General features: G+C 71.4%; 14 protein-coding genes. 9 read left to right on the forward strand and 5 right to left on the reverse strand.

The window, feature by feature from the left end:
- Window positions 1–204 precede the first annotated feature (204 nt).
- Entirely contained in the window at window positions 205–816 is a 612-nt protein-coding gene (locus ACGFIE_RS03265; protein WP_393290491.1) for an ATP-grasp domain-containing protein, read from the reverse strand.
- Window positions 817–1,374: 558 nt separating this feature from the next.
- Between ACGFIE_RS03265 and ACGFIE_RS03270 the strand changes: the two genes are divergently transcribed.
- Window positions 1,375–1,767, forward strand: coding sequence for a PIN domain-containing protein (locus ACGFIE_RS03270; protein WP_393290493.1), 393 nt, complete (start codon window positions 1,375–1,377; stop codon window positions 1,765–1,767).
- 106 nt (window positions 1,768–1,873) lie between these two features.
- Here the strand turns inward: ACGFIE_RS03270 and ACGFIE_RS03275 are convergent, their stop codons facing one another.
- Window positions 1,874–3,037: a low temperature requirement protein A gene (locus ACGFIE_RS03275; RefSeq protein ID WP_393290496.1), complete on the reverse strand. Its 1,164-nt coding sequence runs from the start codon at window positions 3,035–3,037 to the stop codon at window positions 1,874–1,876.
- A gap of 72 nt (window positions 3,038–3,109) precedes the next feature.
- A complete protein-coding gene (locus ACGFIE_RS03280) occupies window positions 3,110–3,907 on the reverse strand; it encodes an SAM-dependent methyltransferase (protein ID WP_393290498.1) in 798 nt (265 codons plus the stop codon).
- Window positions 3,908–4,051: 144 nt separating this feature from the next.
- Between ACGFIE_RS03280 and ACGFIE_RS03285 the strand changes: the two genes are divergently transcribed.
- Together ACGFIE_RS03285 and ACGFIE_RS03290 are read left to right on the forward strand one after the other, a co-directional pair.
- Window positions 4,052–4,516 (forward strand): hypothetical protein, encoded by a 465-nt coding sequence (locus ACGFIE_RS03285; protein WP_393290500.1) that lies wholly within the window; start codon window positions 4,052–4,054, stop codon window positions 4,514–4,516.
- A 159-nt stretch (window positions 4,517–4,675) separates the two neighbouring features.
- Window positions 4,676–5,302, forward strand: coding sequence for a phosphatase PAP2 family protein (locus tag ACGFIE_RS03290; RefSeq protein ID WP_393290503.1), 627 nt, complete (start codon window positions 4,676–4,678; stop codon window positions 5,300–5,302).
- Window positions 5,303–5,309: 7 nt separating this feature from the next.
- Here the strand turns inward: ACGFIE_RS03290 and ACGFIE_RS03295 are convergent, their stop codons facing one another.
- Window positions 5,310–5,564: a hypothetical protein gene (locus tag ACGFIE_RS03295; RefSeq protein ID WP_393290505.1), complete on the reverse strand. Its 255-nt coding sequence runs from the start codon at window positions 5,562–5,564 to the stop codon at window positions 5,310–5,312.
- 394 nt (window positions 5,565–5,958) lie between these two features.
- On the opposite strand from ACGFIE_RS03295, the gene ACGFIE_RS03300 reads away from it, so the two are divergent.
- On the forward strand, window positions 5,959–6,174 hold the full coding sequence (locus ACGFIE_RS03300; RefSeq protein ID WP_354853544.1) for a hypothetical protein: 216 nt from the start codon (window positions 5,959–5,961) through the stop codon (window positions 6,172–6,174).
- A 120-nt stretch (window positions 6,175–6,294) separates the two neighbouring features.
- Here the strand turns inward: ACGFIE_RS03300 and ACGFIE_RS03305 are convergent, their stop codons facing one another.
- Window positions 6,295–7,002 (reverse strand): prepilin peptidase, encoded by a 708-nt coding sequence (locus ACGFIE_RS03305; protein WP_393291266.1) that lies wholly within the window; start codon window positions 7,000–7,002, stop codon window positions 6,295–6,297.
- A gap of 662 nt (window positions 7,003–7,664) precedes the next feature.
- On the opposite strand from ACGFIE_RS03305, the gene ACGFIE_RS03310 reads away from it, so the two are divergent.
- The 5 genes from ACGFIE_RS03310 to ACGFIE_RS03330 are packed head-to-tail and all read left to right on the forward strand — an operon-like array spanning window position 7,665 to window position 12,206.
- Window positions 7,665–8,231: a hypothetical protein gene (locus ACGFIE_RS03310; RefSeq protein ID WP_393290507.1), complete on the forward strand. Its 567-nt coding sequence runs from the start codon at window positions 7,665–7,667 to the stop codon at window positions 8,229–8,231.
- Between the two features lie 38 nt (window positions 8,232–8,269).
- Entirely contained in the window at window positions 8,270–9,166 is an 897-nt protein-coding gene (locus ACGFIE_RS03315) for a hypothetical protein (protein ID WP_393291268.1), read from the forward strand.
- A gap of 46 nt (window positions 9,167–9,212) precedes the next feature.
- The gene (locus tag ACGFIE_RS03320; RefSeq protein ID WP_393290510.1) at window positions 9,213–9,872 is read left to right on the forward strand and encodes an SAF domain-containing protein; all 660 of its coding nucleotides are present in this window, start codon (window positions 9,213–9,215) and stop codon (window positions 9,870–9,872) included.
- A 2-nt stretch (window positions 9,873–9,874) separates the two neighbouring features.
- Window positions 9,875–10,675 (forward strand): ParA family protein, encoded by an 801-nt coding sequence (locus ACGFIE_RS03325; RefSeq protein WP_393290512.1) that lies wholly within the window; start codon window positions 9,875–9,877, stop codon window positions 10,673–10,675.
- Entirely contained in the window at window positions 10,665–12,206 is a 1,542-nt protein-coding gene (locus tag ACGFIE_RS03330; protein ID WP_393290513.1) for a CpaF family protein, read from the forward strand. Before ACGFIE_RS03325 ends, ACGFIE_RS03330 begins: the two co-directional genes overlap by 11 nt.
- Window positions 12,207–12,208: the final 2 nt, after the last annotated feature.

The raw sequence follows: 12,208 nt of genomic DNA on the forward strand, positions 1-12,208 counted from the left end.
TGTCGACGTTAGGACGAATCATCTTCGCCCTGCCGGGTGACCGGCAGCGAGTCCCCTGATCGTGGCCGCCCCGGCGTCGTCACGGCCTGGGCCCGGTCAGGGCGTGGTCGGCGTGCGTGGGCCCGGCCGTTGGGCGGGTTGGAACAGCTCGACGAGATTGCCGGCGGGGTCGGTGAGCAGGATCTGGCTGCGTGCGACACTGGCTCACGTGCTGCCGCCCCATCTCGCACGTGAGCTGGAGATCCTGCGGAAGGCGTACCCCGGGGAAGTGCCGGACGAGGACTGTCGAGGTAGATCGGGGCCTCGGTGATGCCGCCGTAGATCACGGCCAGATGCCTCTCGGGGCTGCTGAACAGCTCGCAGGTCAGCTCCGAAGGCGAGCGCGTCGGCGGACGGAGGTCCGAGGCGCAACCTTCCCTGCTCGGCGTACTGACTGGCGGCATGGACCGTGCCGTCGAGCAGGTGTAGCCGGTACTCGGCGGTGAAGCCGACGATGTCGCTGACGAGTACCGGGGTCCGTCGGTCGACCGCGTCCGGGCCGGGCAGGCGGGAACCGTCCGTATAGATCATGGCTTGGATGTTCTTGTCGTTCGGCGACTTGATGAATGCCGGCCGACGGAGTTCGTAGGCATCGCCGATCGTGACCAGAGTGACCTCTCGGTGCGTGAACTGCCGGGGTAGTCCAGCCAGCCAGTCGTGCGGAGCCTCCAGCGGGGCGATCCCGAGCCGTGCAGCGACGGCGTCGGCGAAGGTCGGCCCTGCATGCAGGTGGTCGGCTTGCAGACCGACGGGCACAGTGAATGTGGGTAACTGCACGGTGTGCAGCCCGCGTCGACGGGCGGCATCGCGCAATCTCTCGGCCGATCCGGTCAGACGCGGTGGCAGGACGAGTGTCACAGACGAGGATCCTGCCGTCCCAGCCGATCCGAGGCGAGACAGGCGTACCCATGGATCCGGAAAAGCTACCGACCGACCGGCCTACCGGCGTTCGCGACGGTGGCAGGCGCGCGCCGGTGGATCCGGTCGTGCGGCGTTCCCAGCGGCGAGTTGTGCGCGGGTTCGAGCGCCATGCCTCGATCCAGAGAATGCCATATCGCTGTATGGTGTGCGTATGGCGGTTAAGAAGGTAACGGTTACGCTCCCTGAGGAGTTGGTAGCGGCGCTTGGTGCCGCGGCCAGGGAAGACGGCGTCCCGTTGTCGCGGTTGGTCGCGAGTGCTGCGGAGAGCGAGCTCCGGCGCCGCATCGGGCGGCGGTTGGTCGCGGACTGGCAGGCCGAACATGGGGCGTTCACGGTGGAAGAGATAGCTGCGGCGCGAGCTGAAATGGCCGCTGCCGACGCTCAGTCGCTCAGCGGGCCCGGTCAGGCAGCAGCGTGAGCGTCCCTTACGTCTACGACGCCGGGGTGCTGCTCGCCATGGACGCCAACGACCGGCGCATGTGGGCGATTCATCACCTGGCCGTGGAAGAGGGGCGTCGCCTGCTCATCCCCTCCGTTGTCGTAAGCCAGGCGTGGCGTGATCCTCGCCGCCAGGTCCAGCTCGGCCGGTTTCTGCACAGCTGCGAGATTGTCCCGATCGGCGTGGAGTTGGCCAAGGCTGCCGGCCTCCTGTGCGGCAAGGCGGGCACCCGTGATGTCGTCGACGCCACCGTGGTCACCGTCGCTCTTGCCCGCGGTGCGATCGTCTTCACCAGCGATCCCCAGCACATCGCGCACCTCTCGGCGTCTTCGGACGTCAAGCCGGGGCTCGTCATCCGCCGTCTCTGATCAGGGAGGGTTTGCGTGGCCGAGGTGCGAATAGCGCTCGGTGTCGTAGGACACCGCGATCGCCTCGATGAGGTTGCGGTTGGTGTCGAGCCGGACCGCGCTCCGGTCAGTCAGCAGTTCCGGGCCGGTGGTAGGTGAAGAGGGCGGCGTGGTCCAGGACGGCCACCACGAGCACCACGAAGGTGGCGACCGCGCTCACCGCCACCAGCGGCAACCGCAGAGCGGCGGCCGCGCCGGCCAGCACGAACAGGGCAGCCACCCGGGGCCAGGACAGCCGCCGGTGGATCGCCAGTGAGAACAGGATCCGCCCGACGAGGAACAGCGTCGGCCCGCCCAGGATGGCCATGATCGCCCTCATGTCGCCGGCCTCGGTTGGGTGGGCGATGCTCAGTTCGGCCCCGACGGCCGTGACCACGATGCCGGCGACCATCACCAGGTGCAGGTAACCGGTGACGACACCGAGCCGGGACGGGTCGGCGTGCTCGATGGCCGAGCCCAGGTGCCGGCCGGCGGGCGTCACGTAGAGCAGGCCGATCAGCACGGCGGTGGCGAAGACCAGCAGGAAGGCGGCGGTCTCGGCGGGATCCAGGTCGGTGCCGGCGTACGACAGGCCGGCGACCAGCACGAGTTCACCGAGCGTGATGATCATGATCTGTTGGTAGCGCTCGGCGAAGTGCGCGCCAGCGAGGCGCAGCTCCTGCTGACGGGCGCGACCCAGCATCGGCGTCGGCCAGCCGAGCCGTGGTCCGGACAGGTCGACCGCGAGGGCGAGCACCCAGAGCGGCACCCGCCACTGCGGCAGGAACACGCCGGCCAGCCACGGCACGGCGGTGACCGTGTACCAGCAGAGGATCCGCAGCGCCCGGCGCTGCCGTGGATGACCGCGCAGCGCCGCAACGGTGACGACGCCCCGGACGAGATGGACCCCGACGTACGCGCCGGCGAAGAGGCCCGCCCGTCCGTGCAGCCCCTGCGGGATCGCCACCCCGGCCAGCAGGCTGCCCATCGTGGCGGCGACCAGTACTCCGCGGATGGCCGGGGTCTCCGGGTCGTACCAGTCGGCGGTCCAGGTGGTGGTCACCCAGATCCACCAGACGCCCGCCAGCAGCAGCGCGGTGCGCAGCGTCCCACCCCACGTGAGGTCGTGGAGCAGGTGTTCGGCCAACTGGCTCAGGGCGAGCACGAACGCCAGGTCGAAGAAGAGTTCCAGGAACGAGGCGCTCAGCGGCGCGTCGCTTCCCCGCAACAGCCGCTCGGGTCTGCTCGCCATCGGCGCTCCTCCCGGTGGCCGGCGCTGGGTCCGTCGTACCACCCGAGGCCCGCCACCGGAGGCGAAAGCGCGTCAGCGGCGGACGCCAACCCCGGCGTAGCCGTGCGCGTCCCCGGCCTCCTGCTCGTCGTCCGGTCGCCACCGGGTGGTCTCGACCAGACCGGGCTCCACCAGGTCGTAGCCGTCGAAGAAGCGCAGCGCCTCGGCGTGGGTGCGGGGAACCAGCGGGGCGCTGCTGGTGCGGTAGACGGCCTGTCCGCGCTCGGCCACCTCCGGCGGGACGCCGTCCAGCGTCAGGTGCGACAGCATCAGGTGACTGCCGGGGACTGTGGCGTCGCGCAGCCGGGCGACGGCGGCCCACGGGTCGTCGTCGTCCGGCACGAAGTGCAGCACCGCGAGCAGCAGCACGGCCACCGGGCGGTCCAGGTCGAGCGTGCCCCGCACCTCCGGGTGGGCCAGCAGGTCGTCCGGCCGCCGCAGGTCACCCTGGACGACGGCCGTGCCGGGCACGTCCGTCAACAACCGCCGGCCGTACGCGACGGCCACCTCGTCGTAGTCGACGTAGACCACCCGGGCGTCGGGCGCCACGGCCCGCACCACCTCGTGCACGGTCCCCTGGGTGGGCAGACCCGCGCCGATGTCCAGGAACTGGTGGACACCCTGCGCGGCGGCGTACCGGACGGCCCGCCGCAGGAAGTGCCTGTTTGTCTGCGCGGCGAACCCGGTGCCCGGGAAGATCTCCAACACCCGCTCGGCGGCGGCCCGGTCGGCGGCGAAGTTGTTGCTGCCGCCCAGGAAGTAGTCGTACATCCGGGCGACGTTGGGTCGGGCGGTGACGTCTGTGGTGTCGGGTGCCGGCTGGTCGGTCACGAGGGGTCCCTTCGACGCGCGGTCGGATCTCGATGTCTAGCACCCGGAGCGACGACCCGCTGACCCCTCGTGTCGTTGATCCGGCTGCGCCCCTGGTCAACGCCGACCACGGTGGGGGCACCGAATCACCGAGGGGGGACGCCGATGACCGGTCAGCGGGAAACCGTGCGGGTCGAGGATGACCTGTTCCGCGCCGTGTACGACTCACCCGCGTCGCTGCCCGGCCAGCACCGGTGGACCACACCGGAGGCGGACGTCAGGCGTCTGGAGAAGCTGCTCGGCATGCCGGCGCGCAGCATCGGCGCCCCTCTGTGGGTAAGCGGCGACGAGCCGGACTGCCCGAAGTGCGGCCGGCGGATCACCTGGTACGACATCGTCTCGTCGGCACTCACCGGCCTGCACGACAAGAACATGATCGCCACGGTCATCCTCGGCGAACAGAGGTACGTCAACACCGAGGTGCCAGAGGCCATCCCCGGGGTGCGCTGCGCCGACTGCCACACCGCCATCGAGGGCCTGCGCAGCTTCAAGTGCCACAACTGGGCGTACGCCTTCGAGGCGCTGGAGGCCGTCCGCGAACGCATGGCCGGCGGGCCCACGGCGACCTGAGCCGCTGAGCGCCCTGAGCGGCGGTTGGTCGGTGGCGCCTGTGCGATCGCTGACGAAAGTCGTGCGGCCGGCTCGACCTTCGACTCCTGTGCTGCCCCCTGCCGCGTTCCTAGGGTGTCTCCAAGATGAACGAGGTATGAACATGTAGTGAGGTGATTCATGGCCGACAACGGCAGCACTGACGTTCCAGAGATCAGCGCCGAGTGGTACCGCGACATCGTCGACGCCGCCGCCGGCAGCCCCGACCCGGTGCGGTGGTTCGTCGGGCACGCCACCGAGGGCGTGATCCTGCTCCTCGGCGCGCTGCTGGTGGTGGCCGCGGTGCGCCGCCTGGCCGGCGGCCCGCACGACCGGGCACTCGCCCTGGTCGCGCCGCTGCCGACCCTCCTGGCGTACGCGAGCAGCGAGTGGCTCAAGACCGTGGTGGACGAGGACCGGCCGTGCCGCTCGGCGGGCCGGGCGATCATCGCCGGCACCTGCCCGCCACCGGGCGACTGGTCGTTCCCCAGCAACCACGCCACGCTTGCCGGCGCGCTGGCGATCACCACTCTCCTGCTCTCCCGCCGACTCGGGCTGGTCGCGCTGCCGCTGGCCGTGCTGGCCGCCTTCTCCAGGGTCTTCGTGGGCGTGCACTACCCGCACGACGTGGCCGCCGGCCTGCTGCTCGGCGCCCTGGTCGCCGCGGTGGCGACCCCGCTCCTGGCCCGCCCGACCACCGAGGCGCTACGCCGCCGCACGGAAGCCCGGCGCCCGGTACCCGACCTGGCCAGCCGACCCCGCTCATAACCACGAGTTACCTAACAACGGTCTTGCGCGAATCGGGCGGCCTCGGCTGACCACACACCGGGGCGGTTCGCCGTTGGATGCATACCCCGGCCTTCATGACGTACAACTCGCGCTTGGACGTAGCCAACCCCTTCGCGTCCAGCACGTACCCGGTGAGCCAGATCCAGTCGTGGTAGGGGTCGACCTCGCCAACGGACACCACGCGCAGCATCAGCGCCCGGTCCCCCGTGAACTGCACCGAGCAAGCCGCCCCAATGAGCACGACATCTCCCGGCTTCACGTCAGCCACCCGAGGAACCGGCGGTACACGGCGTCGGCGAGAGCCGCGCAGGGCCAGGGACGTTCGCAGGCGTCGCACAGCCAGAGCGGCAGAACCGGGCCGTGCGCGGTCATCAGCTCTCACCCGGCCAGTGGTCCCGGTTGATGGGAATCTTGTGCCTGGTGCGACACGGCAGCTCGTTCCCGCACTTGCAGACGTTCCGCCACTTGATCCACGACCACACCGGCCTATGCCTGCGGGCCAGAGTCATGGCTACCGCCGCCAGATACTCCGCATAAGGGACGCGTCGAGTCACGTACCTACGGTCGCCGCCCCGATCGTATTAGTCAACTGGCAATAGCCAAAAGGAAAGGGTGAGTCGCCTTACGTTCGGGCTATGGACCGAGGGCCGGGTCAGCTCATGGGGCCGTACGAGATCGCGGAGCGCCTGGGCGTCTCGCGGCAGCGGTTCCAGCAGCTCGCCCGGTACCCGACCTTCCCGAAGCCGTACCAGGAGCTTCGGGGTACCAAGGTCTGGTTGGCCGAGGATGTCGAGGCGTGGATCAAGAAGTACCGCCAGCCGCGTCCAACCGAGGACGACACGCCGGGCTGACCGGGCAGCAGGCCGCGACCTGCCCGGCCAAGCTACCGACGCCACCAGCGGAACAGGTCGGATACGGCCTTCACGATGGCAGCCCGCCCCTTACATTGAGCACCCCTCAGGCGCAGGTGGTCAGGTGACCAACAGAGCGCCCACCGTGCCGAGGAGCAGGAACGGGCCGAACGGCAGGTGGGTGCTCCACCGGACCCGTCGGGCGGCCAGCAGTCCCAGGCTCACCAGCGCGGACAAGCCGAACGTGAGCAGTAGCCCGAGCACGAGGACGGGCCAGCCGTACCAGCCGAGCAGCCCGCCCACGCCCAACGCCAGCTTGGCATCGCCCAGCCCGAAGCCCCGGCGGCCGAGCAGTAGCGTGCTGGCCGCGAAGAACAGCGCCAGTCCCGTACCGGCGGCGACGGCTCGCAGCCACGGACCTGCCCCGGCACCGGCGAGCGCCGCCGCCCCCAGCAGCAGCCAGGTCCCGCCCGCGGCGGGCAGGGTGAGTCGGTCGGGCAGCCGGTGCACGGCAAGGTCGACGACGACCGCCGGCAGCGTCCAGCCCAGCCACCAGGCCAGCGCCGGCAGCGCTCCGAGTGGCGGGCCGACGAGCACGAGCAGCGCCACGGCCGCGAGCGCGGCCACCTCGATCGTGCCAGGCGGCGGCCCGATCCGGGCGCGGCACCCGCCGCACCGGCCCGCCGGGCCGAGCGCGGGCCACGGCCTGGTCAGGCTGATCACGCCCCCGCAGGCGTCGCAGCCGGTCCGACTGGGAGCACCCGGGGGTACGGCGTGACGCACGACGGCCAGTCGCAGCAGGGGGGTGACGAGCAGACCTGGCCACACGGCGGCGAGCCGGAGACGGCCAGCACCTGCGGCGGTGGCCGGGGAGCCGGCCGACTCGGACGGTTGGTTGGTTGGTTTGGCCGTCAGCGCCACGTCGAGCCCGCCGAACGTCGGGCGACCGACTCGAATGGTGAACACGGATCGTGACTGAACGTTCGCTCGGGTGTAGCGGATAGCGCGGAAAGGGACGTCCGCCACCGGTGGCTCACCCCTCGGATCGGACCAGTCGACACGCGTCGCGGCGTGGCCCGAGTTGCGGGTTGGATGCCGGGATGCGGGCGGGATGTCCCGCTTCCGCAAGGGGCCCAGGGGTCACGGCGGATCAACCCGCGCCAACGAGGCCAGGCCGTCGACGACCCCTCGACCAGTCGCCGTCCGGAGTGCGGCACGGGCACCCGCCACCACCACCCATCATCACTGAGAGTGTTCACTTGACTTGCCTCTGTTGCATCGGCGACCGTCAGCCTATGCTCGCCCCTTGGGTGTGACGCAAGCCTCACAGCAACAACCGGAAGATACGGGACCTGCATTTGTAGAAGATCCGTAACGGTGAATGCAGAAGCGCAATGAACAGCTCCGGAGACACTGATCCGGGCGCGCTTCCGCATGCCCGGCGGCGGCGCTTCGTCGCCACGTCGGGCGATCACAAGGAGGGCTCGACGGTGCGCGGACGGCAGCTCAGGCGAGCGGCGATCTGCCTGCTGGTGATCGCGGCGGCGGCGCCGGTCACCGCCTGCGGCAGCGGGCAGGAGGCGGTGGATCGGCCGGCGACGACGCGGGACGAAGGAGTGCGGGCGGATTCCAGCGCCGCACGGGAAGCGGCCGAAAAGGCGGCGCTCGAGGCGTACTCCGGTTATCTCGCGGCCTCGCGAACGGCGAGTCGACGCAGTGATCCACACGCGCCGGAACTGTCCCGTTTTCTCGCTGATCCGCTGCTGACTCGCGTGCAATTGTCCATTCGCGACGCAAAGGAGCACGGTGCTGTGCGTACCGGGACACTGGCGTCCGATCCCAGCGTGACCGCCGTCAGCCTGGACACGGACCCGGCCAGCGTGGAGATCCAGGACTGCCTGGACGCGACCGGCTACCGGCTGGTCTACGCCAAGGACCAACGGGTCGTCGCGGGCAGCGGTGGCGGCAAACACCTGGCCACCGCCACCGCCACCCGCTATCCCGACGGTCGCTGGCTGATCAGCTCCGGCTCGGCGCACCCGGACCAGCCGTGCTGACCCGGGGGCGGAGAGCCCGTACCGGCGTGGCCCGACGGATGCTCGGCGGAGTCGGTCTGGCGTTGCTGCTGGTGGTCGGCGCGACCCTGCCGGCCGCCGCCGCCCGACGGGCCGACCCGGGGGTCGAATGCCCGCCCGGCCAACCGGACTGCAACGTCTGGGACGACGAGCCGGGCACGCCCGGCGGCGGCGGCGACAACGGCGGTGGCGACTCCGGCGGCGGTGGAGGCGGCGGCGGTGTCTGCCAGTGGGGCGGGCGGACGATCCCCTGCTACGACGACGTGCTGGGCTGGTTCAACAACGGTGACGGGTGCTACTACAAGCTCGCCGTGCCGCAGCCGCCGGCAGCCGAGGGCCAGCAGTGGTACGTGCAGACCTGCAACGGCGGCGACCTCGGCGCCCAGAACACGGTGCTGCTCGACGGGCCGCCGGCCGGCTTCGGCGCTCCGCCGGACCCGGAGGAGCTGGCCCGCCGGGCCCTCGCGTCGATCAAGCTGCTGCCGGCCCGGCTCAAGGTGGCGCCCCGCAAGGACATCGGCCCCGGCCTGGTCGGCCTGCCGGTCTGGATGTGGGCCACCCCGAGCGCCAGCTACTTCGGGCCACTGCGCGCCTCCGCGAGCGACCGTGGGCTGACCGTCTCCATCGAGGCGACTGTCGACCGGATCGTCTGGAGCATGGGCAACGGCGACACGGTCACCTGCACCAAGGCCGGCACCCCGTACGACGCGAAGGGCAAGCGTGCCGGCAGGACCTCCCCGGACTGCGGCTACGACAGCGGCTACCCGAAGGCCGGCACCTACCGGGTGGGCGCCACCACGTACTGGACGGTGCGCTGGTGGACCGGCGACGGCGACGAGGGTGACCCGATCGCGCAGACCCGGACCAGCGGCACCGTGCCGGTCGTGATCAAGGAACTCCAGGTGGTGACCAGGTGAGCGAGCCGGTTCTGCGAGCCCCACAGTCGGGAATGGAGATCGAACGGTGAGTCTGGCTACGCGCAACGCGACCGGGCCGGTGGACGCGCCGGTCAGTCCGCCCAAGGTGGTCCGGCAACGCCGCGTCCGCCCCGGGCTGCTGGGTCTCGCCGTACTCCTGATCGCCCTTGGTGGGCTGGGGGCCGCGTTCGCGGTCACCTCGGTCCGCGCCACCGGCAGCTACCTCGCGGTGGCCCGGCCGGTGGAGGTGGGTCGGGAGGTCAGCGCCTCCGATCTGATCACCGTGCAGGTCGCCGGGGGCCGGGGGTTGCGCCCGGTGCCCGCGGGTCGGCTGGACGAGGTGGTCGGCAAGCGGGCAGCGGTCGCGCTGGTGCCCGGCACCCTGCTCACCCTCGGGCAGGTCACCGACGACCCGCTGCTCGGCCCGGGTCAGCAGCAGATCGCGCTCGGCCTGAAGACCGCCCAGGTACCGGCCCGTGCGCTGCACCCCGGAGACAAGGTGCTGCTGGTCAGCACCCCCGACGACAACGCCACCGGGGGGGCCGCCGGTGCGGGCACCCGGTTCACGGCCACCGTCATCGACATGGTCAGCCCGACGGACGACGAGAGGGTGCTGTACCTGGCGCTGCTCGTCCGGGACGTACCCGCCGTGGTGGCACTGTCCGCCCAGGAGCGGATCGCCGTCGTACTGACCGAGGCGGCCTGAGCATGGCGATCATCGCGTTGGTGTCGGCAAAGGGTTCACCCGGTGTGACCACCTCGGCGCTGGCCTGCGCGTTGACCTGGCACCGCCGACTGGTCCTCGCGGAGTGCGACCCGGCCGGCGGGTCGATCCTCGCCGGCTACCTGGGCGGTCAGCTGGACGGGCCGCGCGGCATCGGGGAGCTGGCCGTCGGGGAGCTGCGCGACGGCAACCTGGAGAGCGCCTTCTGGTCCCAGCTGGTCGACCTGGACGCGCCGCGCCGGGAACGGCTGCTGCTACCCGGGTTGGTCGACCCGGCCCAGGCCGGCAGCGTCACCCCGCTCTGGCAGCGCTTCGCCGACTACTTCAACGCGCTGGACCGGGGCAGCCCCGGCTACGACGTGCTCGTCGACTGTGGCCGGCTGCACGTCACAGGCCCACCGTGGCCACTGCTGCGGGCCGCCTCGGTGGTGCTGCTGGTGACCCGGGCCCACCTGCCCGACCTGTCCGGCACGCGGGCGGTGGTCACCACGATCGAGCGGGACTTCGCCGAACACCGGGTGCCGCCGGGCACCCTGCGGCTGCTGCTGGTCGGCGACGGGCACGGGCGCGCGGAGATCAGTCGAGGGCTGAAACTGCCGGTGATCGCCCGGCTGCCGCACGACCCGCGTACCGCAGGGGTGCTCGCCCTCGGTGGAACCGTCCGGTCCGGACGGCCGCTGCTGCGCGCGGCCGCCGCGTTGGAGGTACCGGTCGGTGCGCTGCTGGAACGCCGGCGGGCACGGCTGGCCTGGCCGGTGCAGCAGGGGGTGCCGGATGCGGTTTGAGCCCGTCTCCACCGACCCGCGTCGGCAGCCGCCGAACGCGACGTCCACCGCGCCCCCGCTGACCCCGCCGAACGGCCGGCACCACCAGTCGGCGGCGACACCGCAGCCGGCGCCCACGGCCCCGCCTCCGCCGGAGGTGGCGCCGCGACCCCGGATCGATTTCCAGCTGGTCCGGGAGCTGCGCCGGGAACTCACCGAACGGCTCACCCTGTGGCAGCGCGGGCGGGAGTTCACAGTCGACGAGGAGGACACCGAGCGGGCCCGACTGGCCGTCACGGTGGTCGCCGAGTACGCGGACGCGGTCCGTCGCGCCGGGACACCGATGGCCGCCGGCGAGGAGCGCCTGCTGCTCGACCAGGTGACAGCCGAGCTGGTCGGTCTGGGCCGGCTGCAGACCCTGCTTGTCGACGACACCATCGAGGAAGTGCACATTCTCGGCTGCGACGTGGTGCGGATCACCCGGCACGGCGGCGGGGTGGACTGGGCCGAGCCGATCGCCGACAGCGACGCCGAGCTGGTGGAGATCCTCCAGGCGGCGGCGCGTCGGGCCGGCGCGACCGAGCGGTCCCTGTCCACCGTGAAGCCCACCCTGGACCTGCAACTGCCCGACGGCAGCCGACTGGCCGCGGTGTTCCTGGTCAGCCACCGTCCGTACGCGGTGATCCGCAAGCACAACACCCTGGACGTGAGCCTCGACGACGTGGCCGGTGCCCGGGCCGACCTGGACGAGATGATCGACCCGCTGCTGCGCGACTTCCTGCGTGCGGCGATGCGCGCCGGGTTGAACATCATGGTCGCCGGGCTGGCCGGGGCCGGAAAGACCACGATCATCCGGGCGTTGATGAACGAGATCCCGCCCGACGAGCCGTACGTGCTGCTGGAGGAGAGCCGGGAACTGTTGCCGGCGCGCCGCCGCGATCGGCACCGGGCGGTGATGAGCTTCGAGTCGCGGGAGGGGCACGGCGAGCGCGGCTTCGACGGCCGGCCGGCGGGCGAGGTGACGATTGCGGACCTGATTCCGCTCTCGCTGCGCATGGGCGTGCTGCGGATCATCGTGGGTGAGGTGCGGTCCCGGGAGATCGTGCCGATGCTCCAGGCGATGACCACCAGCCGGGGCTCGATGTGCACCATCCACGCCCGTACGGCGGCCGGGGTGGGTGAGCGGATCGTCGAGCTGGCGCTGGCGCACGGCCGGGAGATGACAGTCGACCAGGCCCGCCGGATGGCCGGCAACGCCCTCGACCTGATCGTCTACGTCACAGTCGAGGACGAGAGCGCGATCGGCGGCCGTAAGCACCGGTTCGTCTCGCACGTGGAGGAGGTGATCGGGGCCGGTGAGGCCGGACGGATCACCACCACCACCGTCTTCGGTCCCGGCCCGGACGGTCGCGCGGTCCCCCGGCACCTGCCCGAACGGGTCCGCGACCAGTTGCTGCGGGTGGGGTACGACGTCCGACTGCTGACCCGCTGGATCGAGGCCGGCACGGGTGCCTGGCGGCGACCCCGACAAACCCGACTGGCTCGGCGGTGACC

Source organism: Micromonospora sp. NPDC049275 (genome assembly GCF_043197115.1).
In the GTDB taxonomy this organism is placed as follows: Bacteria; Actinomycetota; Actinomycetes; order Mycobacteriales; family Micromonosporaceae; genus Micromonospora.